The 18,321-nt window shown below is 60.7% G+C and carries 18 protein-coding genes; 6 read left to right on the top strand and 12 right to left on the bottom strand.

Annotation, left to right across the window (positions count from 1 at the left end):
- Window position 1: 1 nt before the first annotated feature.
- Both paaB and paaA read right to left on the bottom strand, forming a co-directional pair.
- Window positions 2-283 carry a 1,2-phenylacetyl-CoA epoxidase subunit PaaB gene (gene paaB / locus QRN31_RS28735; protein ID WP_003208899.1) on the bottom strand — a complete coding sequence of 94 codons (282 nt, stop codon included), beginning with the start codon at window positions 281-283 and terminating at the stop codon, window positions 2-4.
- Window positions 284-311: 28 nt separating this feature from the next.
- Window positions 312-1,301, bottom strand: a complete 990-nt coding sequence (paaA, locus tag QRN31_RS28730; RefSeq protein WP_266017490.1) for a 1,2-phenylacetyl-CoA epoxidase subunit PaaA — start codon at window positions 1,299-1,301, stop codon at window positions 312-314.
- Between the two features lie 633 nt (window positions 1,302-1,934).
- On the opposite strand from paaA, the gene QRN31_RS28725 reads away from it, so the two are divergent.
- Window positions 1,935-2,669: a hypothetical protein gene (locus QRN31_RS28725; protein WP_285436095.1), complete on the top strand. Its 735-nt coding sequence runs from the start codon at window positions 1,935-1,937 to the stop codon at window positions 2,667-2,669.
- A gap of 580 nt (window positions 2,670-3,249) precedes the next feature.
- Here the strand turns inward: QRN31_RS28725 and paaK are convergent.
- The 6 genes from paaK to paaF form a co-directional block, all read right to left on the bottom strand.
- Complete coding sequence (gene paaK, locus QRN31_RS28720) at window positions 3,250-4,575, bottom strand: phenylacetate--CoA ligase PaaK (RefSeq protein ID WP_285436093.1); 1,326 nt, start codon at window positions 4,573-4,575, stop codon at window positions 3,250-3,252.
- 97 nt (window positions 4,576-4,672) lie between these two features.
- Window positions 4,673-5,884 (bottom strand): 3-oxoadipyl-CoA thiolase, encoded by a 1,212-nt coding sequence (gene pcaF, locus QRN31_RS28715; RefSeq protein ID WP_285436091.1) that lies wholly within the window; start codon window positions 5,882-5,884, stop codon window positions 4,673-4,675.
- Window positions 5,877-6,326: a hydroxyphenylacetyl-CoA thioesterase PaaI gene (paaI, locus tag QRN31_RS28710; RefSeq protein WP_285436090.1), complete on the bottom strand. Its 450-nt coding sequence runs from the start codon at window positions 6,324-6,326 to the stop codon at window positions 5,877-5,879. Before paaI ends, pcaF begins: the two co-directional genes overlap by 8 nt.
- The gene (paaH, locus tag QRN31_RS28705; RefSeq protein WP_285436088.1) at window positions 6,319-7,836 is read right to left on the bottom strand and encodes a 3-hydroxyacyl-CoA dehydrogenase PaaH; all 1,518 of its coding nucleotides are present in this window, start codon (window positions 7,834-7,836) and stop codon (window positions 6,319-6,321) included. The genes paaI and paaH overlap by 8 nt, the downstream gene beginning before the upstream one ends.
- Before the next feature lie 3 nt (window positions 7,837-7,839).
- Window positions 7,840-8,631 carry a 2-(1,2-epoxy-1,2-dihydrophenyl)acetyl-CoA isomerase PaaG gene (paaG, locus tag QRN31_RS28700; RefSeq protein WP_285436186.1) on the bottom strand — a complete coding sequence of 264 codons (792 nt, stop codon included), beginning with the start codon at window positions 8,629-8,631 and terminating at the stop codon, window positions 7,840-7,842.
- Between the two features lie 51 nt (window positions 8,632-8,682).
- Window positions 8,683-9,456 (bottom strand): 2,3-dehydroadipyl-CoA hydratase PaaF, encoded by a 774-nt coding sequence (gene paaF, locus QRN31_RS28695; RefSeq protein WP_285436086.1) that lies wholly within the window; start codon window positions 9,454-9,456, stop codon window positions 8,683-8,685.
- Window positions 9,457-9,817: 361 nt separating this feature from the next.
- Here paaF and paaY point away from each other — a divergent pair, with 361 nt between their 5' ends.
- The 3 genes from paaY (at window position 9,818) to feaR (ending at window position 12,490) form a co-directional block, all read left to right on the top strand.
- Window positions 9,818-10,414, top strand: coding sequence for a phenylacetic acid degradation protein PaaY (gene paaY / locus QRN31_RS28690; protein WP_285436085.1), 597 nt, complete (start codon window positions 9,818-9,820; stop codon window positions 10,412-10,414).
- A 152-nt stretch (window positions 10,415-10,566) separates the two neighbouring features.
- Window positions 10,567-11,490 carry a phenylacetic acid degradation operon negative regulatory protein PaaX gene (paaX, locus tag QRN31_RS28685; RefSeq protein ID WP_285436084.1) on the top strand — a complete coding sequence of 308 codons (924 nt, stop codon included), beginning with the start codon at window positions 10,567-10,569 and terminating at the stop codon, window positions 11,488-11,490.
- An 85-nt stretch (window positions 11,491-11,575) separates the two neighbouring features.
- Complete coding sequence (gene feaR, locus QRN31_RS28680; RefSeq protein ID WP_285436083.1) at window positions 11,576-12,490, top strand: transcriptional regulator FeaR; 915 nt, start codon at window positions 11,576-11,578, stop codon at window positions 12,488-12,490.
- Between the two features lie 38 nt (window positions 12,491-12,528).
- Here the strand turns inward: feaR and QRN31_RS28675 are convergent, their stop codons facing one another.
- Both QRN31_RS28675 and QRN31_RS28670 read right to left on the bottom strand, forming a co-directional pair.
- Window positions 12,529-13,266 carry an anti-sigma factor family protein gene (locus QRN31_RS28675; RefSeq protein ID WP_285436082.1) on the bottom strand — a complete coding sequence of 246 codons (738 nt, stop codon included), beginning with the start codon at window positions 13,264-13,266 and terminating at the stop codon, window positions 12,529-12,531.
- On the bottom strand, window positions 13,259-13,771 hold the full coding sequence (locus QRN31_RS28670; protein ID WP_285436081.1) for a sigma-70 family RNA polymerase sigma factor: 513 nt from the start codon (window positions 13,769-13,771) through the stop codon (window positions 13,259-13,261). Before QRN31_RS28670 ends, QRN31_RS28675 begins: the two co-directional genes overlap by 8 nt.
- 153 nt (window positions 13,772-13,924) lie before the next feature.
- On the opposite strand from QRN31_RS28670, the gene QRN31_RS28665 reads away from it, so the two are divergent.
- Together QRN31_RS28665 and QRN31_RS28660 are read left to right on the top strand one after the other, a co-directional pair.
- The gene (locus tag QRN31_RS28665; RefSeq protein ID WP_285436080.1) at window positions 13,925-14,893 is read left to right on the top strand and encodes a metallophosphoesterase family protein; all 969 of its coding nucleotides are present in this window, start codon (window positions 13,925-13,927) and stop codon (window positions 14,891-14,893) included.
- 14 nt (window positions 14,894-14,907) lie between these two features.
- Window positions 14,908-15,216, top strand: a complete 309-nt coding sequence (locus QRN31_RS28660; RefSeq protein WP_285436078.1) for a cupredoxin domain-containing protein — start codon at window positions 14,908-14,910, stop codon at window positions 15,214-15,216.
- Window positions 15,217-15,272: 56 nt separating this feature from the next.
- Here the strand turns inward: QRN31_RS28660 and tynA are convergent, their stop codons facing one another.
- Together tynA and QRN31_RS28650 are read right to left on the bottom strand one after the other, a co-directional pair.
- Window positions 15,273-17,561: a primary-amine oxidase gene (tynA, locus tag QRN31_RS28655; RefSeq protein WP_285436076.1), complete on the bottom strand. Its 2,289-nt coding sequence runs from the start codon at window positions 17,559-17,561 to the stop codon at window positions 15,273-15,275.
- Window positions 17,562-17,677: 116 nt separating this feature from the next.
- On the bottom strand, window positions 17,678-18,238 hold the full coding sequence (locus tag QRN31_RS28650) for a hypothetical protein (RefSeq protein ID WP_285436074.1): 561 nt from the start codon (window positions 18,236-18,238) through the stop codon (window positions 17,678-17,680).
- Window positions 18,239-18,321 lie beyond the last annotated feature (83 nt).

Genomic DNA, 18,321 nt, shown 5'->3' with positions numbered 1-18,321 from the left:
CTCACATGTGCCCGACTTCGGCCGGCAACTCGTAGAAGCTGGCGTGGCGATAAACCTTGTCGTCCGCCGGATCGAACAGCGGGTCTTTTTCATCCGGCGACGACGCGGTGATCAGCGCCGAAGGTACGACCCACAGGCTCACGCCTTCGCTGCGGCGGGTGTACAACTCGCGCGCGTTCTCGATGGCCATGGTGGTGTCGGCGGCATGCACGCTGCCGACGTGCTTGTGGTTGAGGCCGTGCTTGCTACGCACGAAGACTTCAAAAAGGGTCCATTCGGACATGGCGGTGTCTCCAGATCAGGTGGCCGAATCAGGCGGCGTTCTTGTTGTGTTTTTTACGGGCGTGGGCAACTGCGGCTTCGCGCACCCAAGCGCCGTCTTCAATGGCTTTGCGGCGGGTGGCAACGCGCTCCTGGTTGCACGGGCCATTGCCCTTGAGCACTTCATAGAACTCGCTCCACTGGATTTCGCCGAAGTCGTAGTGGCCGCGTTCGGCGTTCCACTTCAGGTCCGGATCGGGGCAGGTGCAGCCCAGCAGCTCCAGCTGCGGGATGGTCTGGTCGATGAAGCGCTGGCGCAGTTCGTCGTTGCTCTGGCGTTTGATTTTCCAGGCCATGGATTGGGCGCTGTTGGGGGAGTGTTCGTCGCTTGGGCCGAACATCATCAGCGACGGCCACCACAGGCGGTTGATGGCGTCCTGGACCATGTCTTTTTGCGCCTGATTGCCGTGGCGCATCATGGTCAGGAGGATTTCGTAGCCCTGGCGCTGGTGAAAGCTTTCTTCCTTGCAGATGCGCACCATGGCTCGGGAGTAGGGGCCGTAAGAAGTGCGTTGCAACACCACCTGGTTGACGATGGCGGCGCCATCGACCAGCCAGCCCACGGCGCCCATGTCGGCCCAGTTCAGGGTCGGGTAATTGAAGATGCTTGAGTATTTGGCCTTGCCGCTATGGAGCTTGGCGATTTCTTCGTCGCGGTCGGCGCCGAGGGTTTCCATGGCGCTGTAGAGGTAGAGACCGTGGCCGGCTTCGTCCTGGATTTTGGCCATCAGTTGCAGTTTGCGTTTGAGCGAGGGGGCGCGGGTGACCCAGTTGCCTTCGGGCAGCATGCCGACGATTTCGGAGTGGGCGTGTTGGGAAATCTGCCGGATGAGGGTTTGGCGGTAGGCGTCGGGCATCCAGTTTTTCGCTTCGATCTTGATTTCTGAATCGATTTTTTCCTGGAAGGCGCGTTCCTGGTCGGACATTTCCGAGAGGTCTTTGATGCGCTTTACGCCTGTTTCTACTAGCTGTGCGTACATGTGGGGTCTCCCGCCTTGAATCTGATCGAGGGCATGGAGAACTTTATAAGCGATACAGAAATTAATATCAAACAGAAAATAACGTGTCGTATTGTTTTTTTGTATCGCTTTGGGGAGGGGGGTATATCCGTTTTCTCGGTCGTGGCGGCTATTGGTTCCGCTTTTACAGCGGGTCACTTGGAAAAGCCCCAAGTAACCAAGGGCTTTTGCCCCTGACGTTCGGTGCCTCGCTATGGCTCGGCATGCCCTCGCTCCGGTCCTGCTCCGTGGGCCCGCCGCCATCGGCCATCCATGGCCGGGGGCGGCTAACCCGGCATCCATGCCGGGTTGCCCACTGCGCAGAACCTGCGCTCGGCCTCTCAAGGGGGCGGTGCATCAAGATCAAGAGCTGCAAGCGAGCTACCGCTCGGCTTGTTGAGTGGTGAGGGGCAGAAGCGTTGTTATCTGCTTTTTTGTGGGAGTGAGTCTGCTCGCGAAGTTGATCGTTCCCACGCTCCGCGTGGGAATGCATTCGGTGACGCTCTGCGTCACACGCGGTGGCGAATTCTGGACAGGGTAGTGGCTAGTTAGTAGCATCCGCGGCATACGGATTTTCCTGTACGTCGACTGACGTGGGCCTATCAAGGAATCGAAATGCACACATTCACCCATGGCGATAAAACTGTTGTTTTCAATGTCTTGAGCGGTGAAGTGGTGGGCAGCGAGAAGCTCAGTGAGACGCGTGTGACGACCACGGGCGGCGTTCCTGTGAACGGTAAGGACGGGGATCTGACGCCGGTTCGGGTCAGTTCGGTGTCGATCATCAATCATGAGTTCTGGGTCAAGACCGCGGACGGTGTCGAGCACGATGTGAAGTTGCGTGGCGTGGATATTCCTTTGCGCACGGGTCAGGACATCTCGTTGATCAGCGCCGTGAAAAAGGACGGTTCGCCCCTGCACACAATCCTGCTGAACCACTCGGCGTCCAAGCGCTGGGTACTGCGCGACGCGAGTGCGTTGAATACCGAGTTGGAGTTGACGCCCTTCAACTGGAAGACTGTGCTGATCGTGTCCGGCTTGTGTGTTGCCGGTTTTGCCACCGCCGGGCTCGGTCTTCTGGCGGCGGGCGGTTACCTTTGCTACGCGTTGTATCAGGGTTCTCAACGCAAGAAACTGCTGTTCAGCGACCTCAACGCCTACCTCGAGAAGCTGGACACCCTGGTCGCCAGTCGCGGCCAGGCGCCAAGCCATGTTCAAGTTGAACGCCCGGTCGAGGCCGAACTCTCTTTTGAACTCGATAGCGCTGCACCCGAGCAAAGCGCTGCCGAACCTGAAAGCCCTGCGCTGAACCGCGACAGCGTGCGCCGGGCGCTGTCGCGCAAGGTCTGAAAGTCATGCCCTGAGAGCCTCTGCACAAACCAGCGTTTGCATCGACAGCGGAACGCGGAGCGTCCCCGGCGGCATTCCCACGCAGAGCGTGGGGACGATCAATCGCGAGCAGGCTCGCTCCCACAAAAAAGCCGATCGCAACGCTTTTGCCCCTCACCACTCATCAGGTCGAGCGTTAGCTCGCCTTCTGTTCTTGATCTTGATGCACCCGCTCCCTCGAGAGGCCGAGCGTAAGTTCTGCGCAGTGGGCAACCCGGCATGGATGCCGGGTTAGCCGCCCCCGGCCATGGATGGCCGATGGCGGCGGGCCCACGGAGCAGGACCGGAGCGAGGGCATGCCGAGCCTAGGCGAGGCACCGAACGTCAGGGGCAAAAGCGCTTGGTTACTTGGCGCTCTTCCAAGTGACCCGCTGTAAAAGCGGAACCAATAGCGGACGTTACCGCAGCAATGGATATGTACACCTGAAAGAGAATGGTCGGCTGTCAGACCGCCATCGCGAGCAGGCTCGCTCCCACAAAGTCATTGCGCTGGCCAAAAAAAAAAGCCCCGCAAAAAGCGGGGCCAAAAAGGGTGCAGCAGTCATCCTTTGGGACGCTTGTCCATCACATGACAAGCCTTCCCCTCAGAGCGCTTGATCGAATGCATAGGCTGCAAAACAATCCGCGAACTGATCCCGATATACGTCTTGATATGCCGACTCAACTCACCACAGACGGCCTTCTGCTGATCATCCCCCAAATGCTGATGCTCAGCCTTCAACTCCACATGCACATCAACGCTGTCCAGATTCCCATTGCGATACAGATGAATCTCATAACACTCCGCCAGCTGTTTGATCTTCAGCACCTGCTCCTCAATCTGCGTCGGAAACACGTTGACCCCACGAATGATCAACATGTCATCGCTGCGCCCAGTGATCTTGTCGATCCGCCGCATCGGCCGCGCCGTTCCCGGCAGCAGGCGCGTCAAATCCCGAGTGCGATAACGAATCATCGGCAGCGCTTCCTTGCTCAGCGAGGTAAACACCAACTCGCCCATCTGTCCGTCCGGCAACACTTCACCGGTGACCGGGTCAATGATTTCCGGATAGAAATGGTCTTCCCAGATCGTCGGCCCGTCCTTGGTTTCCGCGCATTCCATCGCCACGCCCGGCCCCATGATTTCCGAGAGCCCGTAAATATCCAGCGCAGTAATGCCCAGGCGATTCTCGATGGCGCTGCGCAATTCGGCCGTCCACGGCTCGGCACCGAAGATGCCCAGGCGCAGGGCCAGTTTGTGCGGATCGATGCCCTGGCGCTCGATCTCATCGGCGATGTTGAGCATGTACGACGGCGTGACCATGATGATGTCCGGCTGGAAATCCTTGATCAGTTGCACCTGTTTCTCAGTCTGCCCGCCCGACATCGGAATCACCGTGCACCCCAGGCGTTCTGCGCCGTAGTGGGCGCCAAGCCCCCCGGTGAACAGGCCGTAGCCATAGGAAATATGCACCTTGTCGCCACGCCGGCCGCCCGCCGCGCGGATCGAGCGTGCGACCACGTTGGCCCAGGTGTCGATGTCGTTCTGGGTGTAACCCACGACCGTCGGCTTGCCGGTGGTGCCGCTGGAGGCGTGCAGGCGCACCACGTCGTGCATCGGTACGGCGAACATGCCGTAGGGGTAGTTGTCACGCAGGTCGGTTTTGGTGGTGAACGGAAACTTCGCCAGGTCTTCCAGGCATTTAATGTCATCCGGGTGCACGCCCAGCGCATCGAAGCGCTGACGGTACAGCGGCACATTGTTGTAGGCGTGGTTCAGGCTCCAGCGCAGGCGATCCAGCTGATGCTGGCGCAATTGGTCGATGCTGGCGGTTTCCAGCGGGTCCAGCACGGGATCAAGCACAGCTTTGGCAATTGGCATGTTCATAACTTCACTCGAATTATTTTTGTGTTTCGGCCCTCGCAAAAGGGCTTTGAGTGCATGCCCCAAGGATACCTCTCGGCTCCTCGGGAATCGCGATTCTTTAGTCGGACAAACGCTCGATGATCAGCGCGATGCCCTGGCCTACGCCGATGCACATGGTGCACAAGGCGTAGCGACCCTGGCGTTCTTCCAGTTCATGCAGGGCGGTGGTCACCAGGCGCGCGCCGCTCATCCCCAGCGGATGACCGAGGGCAATCGCGCCGCCGTTCGGGTTGACCCGTGGATCGGTGTCGCTCAGGCCCAACTCGCGTAGCACTGCCAGACCTTGTGCGGCGAAGGCTTCGTTGAGTTCGATCACGTCCATGTCGGCGAGGCTCAGGTTGGCCAGTTCCAACACCTTGCGTGTCGCCGGCACCGGGCCGATGCCCATGATCCGTGGCTCGACGCCGGCAGTGGCCATTGCCACCACTCGTCCGCGCGCCTTCAGGCCGTGGCGTTTGGCGACTTCCGGGCTGGCCAGCAGCAATGCGCACGCACCGTCGTTGACCCCGGACGCGTTGCCGGCGGTGATGCTGCCGCCTTCGCGAAACGGCGTGCCGAGCTTCTGCAACTGCTCAAGCGTGGTGTCGCCGCGCGGGTGTTCGTCCTGCTCGACGACTTTGGCCGGGCCTTTGCGCTGTGGGATTTCCACCGCGACGATTTCCTTGGCCAGGCGACCGCTGGCCTGGGCCGCACCGGCGCGCTGTTGGCTGCGCAGGGCAAAGGCATCCTGGTCGGCGCGGGAGATATTGAACTGCTCGGCGACGTTCTCGGCGGTCTCCGGCATGGAATCGATGCCGTAGGCCTTTTTCATCAACGGATTGACGAAACGCCAGCCGATGGTGGTGTCGTAGAGCTGCGCATCACGGGAAAACGCCTGTTCGGCCTTGCCCATCACCAGCGGTGCGCGGGACATCGATTCCACGCCACCGACCAGCATCAACCCGGCTTCACCGCAACGAATCGCACGCGCTGCGGTGCCGATGGCATCCAGCCCGGAGCCGCACAAGCGGTTGAGCGTGGTGCCGGGCACGCTGACCGGCAAACCGGCCAGCAGCGCCGACATGCGCGCGACGTTGCGGTTGTCTTCGCCGGCCTGGTTGGCGCAGCCGTAGATCACGTCGTCCACGGTGTTCCAGTCGACTTGCGGGTGACGGCGCAACAGTTCGCGCAGCGGCACCGCGCCGAGGTCGTCGGCACGCACGCTGCTCAAGGCGCCGGCGTAGCGGCCAATCGGGGTCCGCACCGCGTCGATGATCAAGGCGTCATTCATTCGGAGTCTCCTGCGTCAGCACAGCGCCGCGCACTTTGTAGGATTTGCCATGGAACAGCGCGATGAGCTGGCCCAGTTGGTTTTCAATGCGTACGTCGTAGTTGCCGGTACGACCGGAGCGGCTTTGCTCTGTGCAGTCAGCGGTCAAGGTGTCGCCCAAACGTGCCGGGGCGATGTAGTCGATGCTGCAACCGATCGCCACCGTGGCTTCGTTGTAGCTGTTGCAGGCCAGGGCGAATGCGGAGTCGGCGAGGGCAAACAGGTAGCCGCCGTGGCAGGTGCCGTGGCCCTGAATCATGTCGGCACGCACGCTCATGCCAACGCGTGCGCAGCCTGGCGCGGCGGAAAGCAAGCGCATGCCCATCGCCTGGCTGGCGGTGTCGCGCTTGAACAACGCTTGTGTGCAGGCGCTGGCCAGGTTCATGGCTTCATGGTTAGTCATGCAGCGTTCTCCCTTCGGCGACCCGACGGCGCAACAGCAGCGAGGGGCGATAACGTTCTTCGCCATAACTGGCTTGCAGGTTTTCCAGCACCTTGAGGAGGTGCGAGAGGCCGATGGCATCGGCCCAGGCCAGCGGGCCTTGCGGGTAATTGACCCCGGCGCGCATCGCCAGATCGACGTCGGCGGCCGACGCCACGCCTTGTAAAACAGCGTCTGCGGCTTCGTTGGCCAGCATTGCCACCGTGCGCAAGACCGCGAGCGCCGGGCTGTCGCTGAGCGGGCTGACGGTGAATCCGGCCCGTTGCAGCAGCGCGACGCCGTGTTCGAGGGCGACAGGGTCGATGCCCGCCGCGTAGCTGATGGCGAGGCGGCTGGCCTTGCCATAGTCGAATGCGAGGTCGAGCAGGATCAGGTTGCGCAAACCGTCTTCCCTGGCGCGCTGACAGGCCATGCGCCCGTCGCTCAATGCCAGCACTGCGTCACCGACCCGCAACAGACCTTGGCCGTCGCGCTGGATGACCTTCATGCCGTGCTCGCGCAGACGCGGGATCAGCGCATTGGCGATGCCCAGATCTCCTTCTATAACGCAGGTTTCGATAGTGTGTTCGCTGCTGATGGTGGTCGGCAGCGCACGCTCGGCACCTTCGGCGTAGCTATAAAAGCCATGCGCGCTTTTACGCCCCAGGCGCCCGGCGTCCACCAGTTCTTTCTGGATCAGCGAAGGCAGGAAGCGGGTGTCGCCGTAATAGGCGTCGAACACCGAGCAGGTCACGGCGTAGTTGACGTCGTGGCCAATCAGGTCGGTCAGCTCGAAGGCGCCCATCGCAAACCCACCGGCATCACGCATCAACGCATCCAGCGTCGGGCAATCCGCCGCGCCTTCCTGCAACAGGCGCAGGCTTTCGGCGTAGAACGGGCGGGCGACGCGGTTGACGATAAAACCCGGTGTCGAACGGGTGTGCACCGGTTTTTTACCCCAGGCCTTCGCGGTGTCGTACAGGCACTCGGCCAAGGCCGGATCGCTGGCCAGGCCCGAGACGATCTCCACCAGCGCCATGATCGGTGCCGGGTTGAAGAAGTGCAGGCCGAGCAAGCGTTGCGGATGATTCAGCTGCGCGGCGATGCTGGTGATCGACAGCGACGAGGTGTTGCTCGCCAGAATGCAGCGCTCGCCGCAGATGCCTTCCAGCTGACGGAAGAGGGCGCGCTTGACCTCCAGGTTCTCGACGATGGCTTCGACGATCAGCTCGCAATCGGCCAGTGCTTCGATGGCTTCCACCGCCTGCAGGCGGGCAATGGTGGCCGCCCGGGCTTCAGGCGACAGCTTGCCTTTTTCGACACGCTTGCCCAATTGCCGGTCAATGCCGTCGATGGCTTGCGCGGCGGCGCCCGGACGGTTGTCCAGCAGTAACACCGGGTGGCCGGCCTGCGCGGCCACTTGCGCAATGCCGGCGCCCATGGCCCCGGCGCCGATCACCGCGACGCGTGCGTTAGAACTCAGTGCCGTCATGATTCAGCGCCCCTTGAAGCTTGGGCTGCGTTTTTCCATGAAGGCGCTGACGCCCTCACGGTAATCCTCGCTGCGCCCGGCCAGGCGTTGCAGGTCTTTCTCTAACTCAAGCTGCTCGTCGAAGGTGTTGCTCAGGCTGGCGTTCAGGCTGCGCTTGATCAGCGCCAGGCCGTAGGTCGGTTGCGTGGCCAGATGACGGGCGAGTGTCAGGGCTTCGGTGCGCAGTTCGGCATCGTCGACCACGCGGTAGATCAAGCCCCATTGCTCGGCTTGCTCCGCAGTGAGGCGATTGCCCAGCAAGGCGAGGGCTTTGGCGCGGGCCATGCCGACCAGGCGCGGCAAAGTCCAGGTGCCGCCCGAATCGGGGATCAAACCGATTTTGCAGAAGGCCTGAATGAAGCTCGCTGAACGCGCCGCCAGCACCAGGTCGCAGGCCAGCGGAATGTTGGCACCGGCGCCAGCGGCCACGCCGTTGACCGCGCAAATCACCGGCAGCGGCAAGTCGCGCAGCTGGCGGATCAGCGGGTTGTAGAACTTCTCGATCGACTCGCCCAGGTCTGGCACGGCGCTGCCCGGCGCGACATTGCGGTCGCTGAGGTCTTGCCCGGCGCAGAAGCCGCGACCTTCACCAGTCAACAGCAACACACGCACATCGGGGTTCTGCCGGACCTGTTTCAGTGCTTCCTTCACTTCACCATGCATTTGCGCATTGAAGCTGTTGAGCTGGTCCGGCCGGTTGAGGCTGAGCAGGGCGACGCCGGCCTCGATGGAAAACAGGATGTGTTCGAAATTCATGGTCATGGCGCTCTCTTGGAGGTCGTTCGAATTCGGTGACTGATCGGCGAGTTACTGGCCGGTGAAGGCCGGCGTGCGTTTTTCCTGAAAGGCCTGAATCCCTTCATCGCGGTCGCGGGTGCCGGCCAGTACGGTGAAGGCATGGCGTTCGAAACGCAGGCCGCTCGCCAGGTCGGTGTCCATCGCCTTGAGCAGCGCTTCCTTGGCCAGGCGCACCGCCAGCGGCGCTTTGCCGGCAATGCTGCGGGCGATCTGCATGGCGCGTTCGACGGTGAATTCCGGTTGCGTCACTTCGCTGACCAGGCCGGCACGCTGGGCCTGGCGGGCATCGATAGGCTCGCCGGTCAGGACCATTTGCATGGCCATGGATTTACCGACGGCACGCAGCAACCGTTGGGTGCCACCGGCGCCGGGCATGATTCCCAGGTTAATTTCCGGTTGGCCGAAACGGGCGTCTGCACCGGCGATGATGATGTCGGCGTGCATCGCCAACTCGCAGCCACCGCCGAGGGCGAAGCCGTTGACGGCGGCGATCAGTGGTTTGCTGAAGCGGGTGATGGTTTGCCACGACGCCTGACGCGGGTCGTCGAGGATGCCGACCAGGTTGCGTTCGGCCATTTCCTTGATGTCGGCGCCAGCGGCGAAGGCTTTGCGGCTGCCGGTCAGGACCACCACGCGGGTGGCGGGATCGGCTTGCGCGGCGTTCAGTTCATCCGCCAGTTCGCCGAGCAATTGGGTGGTCAGGGCATTCAGCGCTTGCGGGCGCTGCAGGGTAATCAGGCGAACGCCCGGCTCGATGATCTCGACAGCAAGGGTTAGAGGCATGGCGGATGCCCTCACGGTGCACGCTCGGCGGTGATGCCGGCTCATTATTGGATCGGCGCGGTGGGCCGGTTTTGCCGGAGTATACCTACAACGTGATACGCAAATACAATAGTAAAATTGAATTAATGTGTCTTATTGGTGGGTGTTTGATTTTTGGGACCTGACCTTCATCGTCCTCGTAAAGGGCTTGATCTGGCTATTTCATTGGGTTATGTCAGCGTGAGGCGCCCTAAATGGGCGGCGCCTTCGACCGGTTTAATAAGTGATACGCTTTTTGTGCTTTGTGCTAATAAAAGCGATGTGATACAAAATGAGCCTGTATTGGCATCGCTTTGTGAATGCCCCATGAAGGGAACGTCCCATGACCTGCTACAGCCTCGATGGCCTGACCCCGGTGGTTGATCCCACGGCCTATGTTCATCCGTCCGCCGTGCTGATCGGCGATGTGATCATCGGCCCCCATTGCTATGTCGGGCCGCTGGCCAGTCTGCGCGGGGACTTTGGCCGGATCGTGCTGGAAGAAGGCGCCAACCTGCAGGACACCTGCGTGATGCACGGTTTCCCGGACAGCGACACCGTGGTCGAGCGCAACGGTCACATCGGGCATGGCGCGGTGCTGCACGGTTGCCGCATTGGCGCCGATGCGTTGGTGGGGATGAATGCCGTGGTGATGGACAACGCGCGCATCGGCCCGCGCTCATTCGTCTCGGCGGCGGCGTTCGTCAAGGCCGGGTTCGAATGCGCCGAGCAGTCACTGGTGATGGGCGCACCGGCCAGCATCAAGCGCAGCCTCAGCGACGAGGAGGTGTCATGGAAGCAGGCGGGCACCCGCGAATATCAGCAACTGGCCAAGCGTTGCCTTGAACAGATGCAAGTCTGCGAACCGCTGAGCGAACCGGAGCCGAATCGCCCGCGCATCAGCGACAGCGGGTTGCGGCCCAAGGGCAACAGCGTGTGAACACAATCCCCTGTGGGAGTGAGCCTGCTCGCGATAGCGGTGTGTCAGTCGACAGCAGTGTTTCTGACAGACCGCTATCGCGAGCAGGCTCACTCCCACAGGGGAACTCGCTTTCGGTATATTCCTTTTCTTTTTTTCAACCCGGTACGCCCATGTCGTCCCTGACACCCTTGAACCACCTGATCACCCGATTCCAGGAACAGACGCCCATCCGCGCCAGCTCCTTGATCATCACGCTCTATGGCGATGCCATCGAACCCCACGGCGGCACGGTGTGGCTGGGCAGCCTGATTCAATTGCTCGAACCCATCGGCATCAACGAACGGCTGATCCGTACCTCTATTTTCCGCCTGACCAAGGAAGGCTGGCTGACCGCCGAGAAAGTCGGGCGCCGCAGCTACTACAGCCTGACCGGCACCGGCCGGCGGCGGTTCGACAAAGCCTTCAAGCGGGTCTACAGCTCCACCGTGCCGGCGTGGGACGGTTCCTGGAGCCTGGTGATGCTGACGCAACTGACCCAGGACAAGCGCAAACAAGTGCGCGAAGAACTGGAGTGGCAAGGTTTTGGTGCGATCTCGCCAGCGGTGCTGGCCTGTCCGCGCAGTGACCGTGCCGACCTCAACGCGACCTTGCTCGACCTCGGCGCCCAGGAAGACACCATCGTCTTTGAAACTACCGCGCAAGACGTACTGGCCTCCAAGGCCCTGCGTTTGCAGGTGCGCGAGAGCTGGAACATCGAAGAGCTGGCGACCCATTACAGCGAGTTCATCCAGCTGTTCCGACCGCTCTGGCAAGCGCTTCGCGAGCAAGAGAACCTGCAACCGTCGGACTGCTTCCTGGCACGGGTCCTGCTTATTCACGAGTACCGCAAACTGCTGTTGCGCGACCCGCAATTGCCGGACGAATTGTTGCCTGGCGATTGGGAAGGTCGTGCCGCCCGCCAGTTGTGCCGCAACATTTACCGGTTGATCTACGCCAAGGCCGAGGAATGGCTGAACAGTGCACTGGAAACCGCCGACGGACCGTTGCCGGACGTGGGCGAAAGTTTTTATCGACGGTTTGGCGGGTTGAAATAACCCGTCGTCGTTCAAGGAGCGTGGCTGTTCAGGAGAACCTTTGGATTGGCGTAGATAATAAAAATAAGCCTGCGTGAGGCCTGACATGATTTCTTCAATTGCACAGCGCCGTGATGGATTCGATCAGTGGATTCATCAGATCAACCAGATCTGTGGCGCCTTCGACGCGCAAACCCTCGGTGCCGGGTTTTCCGGGCAGATCCGCGAGCACCAGAGCGGCGCCCTCAAACTCAGTTTTGTCGACGCCTGCCAGGCGCGGCTGTACCGCACACCGGCACAGGTTGCGGCGGGCGAGGGCGGTAAATACTTTGCCGTGTTCCAGCTCGACGGGATGGCCGGCATGGCGCAAGGCGATAACAAGGTCTTGCTGTCGGCCGGGGACATCACGCTGATCGACGCCTCACGCCCCAGCGACTTCACCTACAGCGAAAATTCCCGGCAGTTGTCGCTGATTCTGCCCTCGCACCTGGTGGAGCAAACCCTGCGCTTCAATCAGGTCAAGTGCGGCCACCGGATCGCCGCGACGTCCCCGTTGGCGATGCTGTCTCAGCGCCTGATCCTCGACGCCACGCGCCAAAACAACCTCAGCCTGCAAGAGAGCGAGGCCACGCTGGAGGCGATTGTCAGCCTGCTGCGCCCGGCCATCAGCCAGACCGAAGAGTGCACGGATGTGCATGAGCGGATCTTTCGCAAGACCCTGGATTGCATCGACGAACACATTCGCTCCGAAGAACTCTGCCCCGAATGGCTGGCGCGGGAAGTGGGGATGTCGGTTCGCGGCCTCTATCGGATTTTCGCCAAGAAAGGCCTGGTGGTCGCACGCTACATCAAGAACCGCCGCCTCGACTTGTGCGCCGAATCACTGCGCCAATCGGGCACCGAGCAGAAGCTGTCAGTGCTGGGTTACTCGTGGGGGTTTTCCGATTCGAGCCACTTCTCCACGGCGTTCAAAACCCGCTTCGGCATCGCCCCCGGCGAGTACCGAAAAAAACACGCATGACATCTCACGGAATGAACACATAACCCTGTGGGAGTGTTTTACGGTTTGAGCAACTGGCTGAACGCCTCCAGCTCGCTTTTCTCGACGTCGGAGACCAGCACGTAGCGCATGTGATTTTCTTGCCAGGACACGACGTTGAAGCCACGAATCGACTGGGTTTTCGGTGGCTTGTCCGCTTCGGTGGTTGGCAATATGAACACGTTGATAATGTGCTTGGCCCGACCATAAGTCAGTGCCGCCGTGTTCTGGTGCTGCAGATAATCCAGCCGGCCACCCAACAATGGAAACCCCTGCGCCGAGTAATCGAACACCGGCGGCGAGAAGTCGAGTTTGCCGGTAAACCAGGGTTTCACAGTGTGGCGGTCAGACGACACCACATCGTTCAAATGCTCACCCATCAACGAACGAACATGGCTCGACACCGCCTCATCCATCAACGGTTGTTCACCGCCGGGCATGGCTACAAAAAGTACCGCTGCCAAAGCCAGCGCTGCCGCTGAAAAGGCCGGTGCGAACCATTGGCGCCAACGCTCGACGACACTTGTCCGGGGCGCAACGGTGGCCAATACTCCGTCGAGCAGCGATGCCGGCGCCGGGTAATACGGCGCCTGACGTTTCACACTGACCATCAGCAGCTTCGCCTGATCATGCAACCGCGCGCACGCCGCGCACCCGGCCAAATGCCCGGCCACCTTCGCGGCCGCCGCAGGATCGAGTTCCCGGTCCAGATAGCCATGCATCAACGTCTGGCAAACCTTGCAATCGAGTTCATTCATGGTCATGCAACTTCAGTAGTTCGAGCTTGAGCATGGCGCGAGCCCGGGCCAGCCTCGACATCACGGTGCCGATGGGAATGTCGACCACCAGGGCGATGTCCTTGTAGGGCATGTCTTCAAGATCCTTCAGCACAATCACCTCCCGAAACACCGGCGGCAGGGCGCACAAGGCGTGCTGGATCAGCGCCGCATTTTCCGTGTGAATGGCCAGCAGTTCCGGGCTCTCGCGATGGCTCAGCGCTGCGTCGTCTTCTGGCAGTTCATCGCCGATGGACACCCATTGGTGCCCGGCCGAGGCCTTGAGCCAGGTGTAACTTTCATTGCGCACGATGGTCAGGAACCAGGCCTTGGCGTTGCCATCGGCGAAGCGGTGCAAAAACCTGAAGGCGCGCAGCGCGCTTTCCTGCACGACATCGCGCGCGGCGCTGTCGTTGCCCGTGAGCCAGCGCGCGAGGTTGTACGCTGCGTCCAGATGGGGCGCAAACAGTTCCTCAAATCGCTTCATAGTGTTTCCCGCACTGTCCCACCCATATAACTGTGATACGTCGGGTTTTATTCCCGGGAAAAAATATTTGTTTCGACCCGGAATAAAGTCCCGCCCTGCCTGGTTTACCTCATGTCAGCTACATCACTGTAGTTCGCCAGCGAGGGAATTCCGATGGACATTCAAGCAAAACACTCACGACGCACCGACGGCCCGCTGAGCCCTGACCGTCGAACATTGCTCAAATGCTCGGCCTGGGCCGGGGCAGGGGTAATCTGGGCGCTGTGCGGCGGTATCCCCCGGGCCTTTGCGCTGGATGAGTCGGGCACGGTCTCCGACCCCAAGGCGCTGGCCAGCACCTTCCACTTCGTGCAGATCAGCGATTCGCACATCGGCTTCAACAAGGAGGCCAATCCGCAGCCAGCGAAGACCTTGCAGGTGGCCATCGACAAGGTTATCGCGCTGCCGAAACGGCCGTCGCTGATCCTGCACACCGGCGACATCACGCACCTGTCCAAGCCCGAAGAGTTCGACATCGCCGCGCAACTGCTCAAAGGTCTGCCGTCCACCGTGCACTATGTGCCGGGCGAGCACGACACCCTCGATGAGGGCGGCGGCAAGCTTTACCTGGAGCGTTACGGCAAGGGCACCAAAGGCAACGGTTGGTACAGTTTCGATGACCACGGCGTGCATTTCATTGCGCTGGTCAATGTCTTCAACTTCCAGGCCGGCCATGAAGCGACCCTCGGCGCCGATCAACTGGCCTGGCTGGCCGATGACTTGCGCGCCGTCACCACCAGCACACCGATCGTGGTGTTCACCCATATTCCGTTGTGGACGATTTATCAGCCGTGGGGCTGGGGCACCGAGGATGGCGATCAGGCGATTGCCATGCTGCGCAAGTACGGATCAGTGACGGTGTTGAACGGACACATCCATCAGGTTATCCAGAAGGTCGAAGGCAACATCACCTTCCACACCGCGCGCGGTACGGCTTATCCACAACCTGCACCGGGTACGGCGCCGTCGCCTGGGCCGATGACGGTGGCGGCTGATCAACTGCGCAATTACCTGGGGGTGACCGATGTGCGCGCGACGCAGGGCGAGCATCCGCTAGCGCTGATCGATTCGACACTGGTCTAGGGGAGGGCATGCAAATGAAAGTACGACTGTTGGCCGTTGTCAGCCTGATGCTGTCGATGCCGGTGTGGGCTCAGGACGTGAACATCGGCATCAGGGAGTTCATGTTCGAACCCAAGGATTTGACTGTGGCGGTGGGCACCAAAGTGACCTGGGTGAACGACGATCAGATCCCGCACACGGTGGCGGAAACCCACAAGGTGTTCCGCTCCGCGGCACTGGATACCAATGACAGTTTTTCCTGGGTATTCAACACACCGGGGGAGTACGACTATTTTTGTGCCCTGCATCCGCAGATGATCGGGAAGATTGTGGTCCGCCAGTGAACAAACCCGGCACCTTGTAGGCGTGAGCCTGCTCACTCCTACAAGGGGGTATGTGTTTACTGGGGAACGCTGAGGTTCAGTGTCGGCGTTTCGTCAAAGAAATTCCACGGCTTGAGCAGCACATGCACCCACTCGGTCGGCATGATCGGCCACTCTTCAGCACGCGCGATGTGCGTCGTGCCCGTGGTCAACCACACCACATCGTCGCTGTTTTCAATCGACTGGTTGTCCTGGCTGAACTGGCCCAGGCCCGAGTCTTTGTCCGAGCGGTTCGGGTATTTGCCTTCCGGGTACTTCTCCTGCGGGTTGTAGCGCGTCACCCAGAGTTGTTTGTCCATGAAGCTGAGGCGGTGATAGAGCCATTCGTCCTTGCCGAAGTTGGCGCCCTTGGCCACCGGGTGCGTGCCGCCGGCATAGGGAATCAGCTGATACGAAACCGGGTTGCCGACTTTGTTTTCCTTGCTGAAGTTGGTCAGCAGGCGCACGGTCGACGGGTCGAATTTCTGCGCCGCTTGCTGTTCGGTGCCGACCACCTTGTGCTCGGTCTGCATGGTGCTGGTGCGCGGGCCGCCACGGTCGTTCGGGGCAATCACCGGGTTCACTTCCACCAGCGAGTTGCTTTCACCGTCCACGTCCATGTCGAGGCGGAAGTTGTAGATGTGCTGGTGCGTGGTGCCTACGATGTTGTGGTCCAGCAGCGTGCCGTAGCGCGTGTCTTCCTTGGCGGTGTCTTCGTGCATGGTTTTCGATTTCACGCCTTTGACCGCTTCGATGCCGGTGGCGCCGGCGTCGATGCCGATGGTGCCGTTCTGCTGGAAGACCCAATCGAAGATGTAGTCGTAGTTGCCGACGGTGCTGATCCAGCGCACCACCAGTTCACGACGCTCGGTGCTGAGGTTGGGCTGGCCCATTTCCTGGTGTTTGTATTCCGGGCCGGCGTAACGCTCGAACACCGCCATGGCGTGGGGGATCGAGGTCGGCGCGCCGGTGTAGTCGGCAATCGTGGCGTCCAGCAGCACGGCGTTTTGCGGGGCGTCTTTGCCGCGCGCGATCGGCGAGGTCAAGGTGCCCATGCCGTAATCGCCCGAGTCGAGGTAGGCCTTGAAGTACCAGCCGACGTCCGGGTCGCCGTAGGGCACGATCATCCCGCCCAGCGAGCCTTCGTACATGATTTTGCGTTTCTTGCCCTTGTCGTCGTAGGTCACCGTGGACAGGATCGGCCCGACCCGCGAATCGAGGCGAACGTGGAAGTCCCAGTTCTGCCAATGAATGCTGTTGCCGGTGATGGTGTAGTTTTTGCCGTCTGGCTCAATGATCTCCAGCGGCTTGACCGACGTGCCAGTGCGCCCGCGTCCGTCATAGGGCGTCGGTTTCATCGGCACCGGAATCAGTGCTTCGTCTTCGATCTTGATCAGTTTTTTCTGTTCCAGGTCGACAATCGCCACCAGGCCCTCAATCGGGTGCGCCCAGTAGTTGCCGTCGCCGGTATTGAGGTAGCTGACGATTTTCAGCAGGCGCTTGTCCTGCGCCAAACCGTCCTTGCCGTCGAAGTAACCCACCGTCAATGGCGTGGCCACGACCTTTTTCACATCATTGATGCCGCGCTTGGCCAGGGCCTGTGCGTATTCGGGGCTCGATTCAACGGCGGACTGTACGGTGGCGAAGTCATCCAGCAGCACCATGCCGTGGGCGCCTTCGATGGGCTTCCACGACATAAGCTTCTTGCTGTCGAGATCAACCAGCGCTTCGATCACGTGTTTGCCATCGAGCACGACGATGCTGGCCTGGCGCGGTTGGGTGACGTTCTGGCCGGTGTAGACGAAATTCCACACCTGATCCTTCGGCGGTTCGTTCACCGACACTTCGGTGAAGCGAAAACCAGGCGCGTAGTGCTCCGATTGCTTGACGATGTCCACCGCCGTCTTGATTTCATCCGCGCTCAACGGGTTGAGCGGATTGGGGCGGGTCTCGACCACGAAGGTCTTGTCCAGACCGGACTGGAACACCTGATTGATGAAGTCTTTGCCCATGAACGCGGTCTTGTCCTTGAACACCACCGGCGCCGACAGCTCCATGCGCTTGCCGTTGAGCACGGCGACTTTGCTGCCGGGCTTGACCTTGAGGTAGACACCGTCCTTGGCAATCACGAACAGGTCGGCGTAATCGTCCCATTTGACCGTGGCCCCGAACGCTTCGAGGGTCGATTGCAGCGGCACCATTTCGGCGGCCCCGCCATGGGCCTGGGCGTTGGGCATCCAGCACGGCAAACCAAGGGTGCCCAAGGTGATGGCCAGCGCGAGGCGGGCCAGCGGTTTTCTTTTTATCAGGGTCATGGGCTTGAACATCTTGGTTTCCTTGGGACAACAGGTGGATAGCACACCTGCACTTTGCTACAGCCAGCGGATAAGTGCTTTGTGATTTCTGCCAAAACGTTTTGGCTCTGTGCCTGAATCGGCTTGGCTCACCAAACGCAATAAACCAATGCCACGGCAGCGGCGAGACCAAACGCGGCCAGCGCCTTGATCGGAAAGGATTCGTTCAATCGCTGCATGGGCGAGTGCGTAGACAGTGCGAAGGCGTAGCGCTCGCGCATCATTGCCCGGTAGGTATAGCGAAAGCCAATCAACAGAAACAGGATGATCAGGCCCAGGGCAACGGTGCGACTCATGACCGGCTTGGCCAATGGCGGCGTTTTGTCTTGCTGGCACGCGGCGCTGTCGGCTTCGACGACGGTGATTCGCCCGTAATCGGCGGAGGGCATTTTCTCGCCTTTGAGGATTGCCGCCTGTTGTTCCAGGTCCAGGGTTTGATATTTCCAGAGCGTCGACGACCCTTCTCGGCAGTAGGTGAACGTGATGGGGTTTGGGGCAGTAATAATGCACGCGTCATTGATGCCCAGTTTTTTCAGGGTTTCGGTCGCCGGCCGTGTGAAGTCCAGATCCAAAACAGGAACAATCCCGTTGGCAAACGCCGCCGCCGAAACCAACAGGCTCCCGGTAGCGCAGAATGTTGAAATTTTCAAGGTTGGAGGTCCCTTGTTTTTCAATGGCTTTTGTTTTTTGGAGCTCGGCTCCAATCTGCCTGTTGAAGTCTAGAATTCTAGTA

It is taken from the genome of Pseudomonas sp. fls2-241-R2A-110 (assembly GCF_030209165.1).
Classification (GTDB): Bacteria; Pseudomonadota; Gammaproteobacteria; order Pseudomonadales; family Pseudomonadaceae; genus Aquipseudomonas.
Note: the sequence above shows the minus strand (reverse complement) of the source record. Positions and strands in the feature narration are given on the sequence as shown.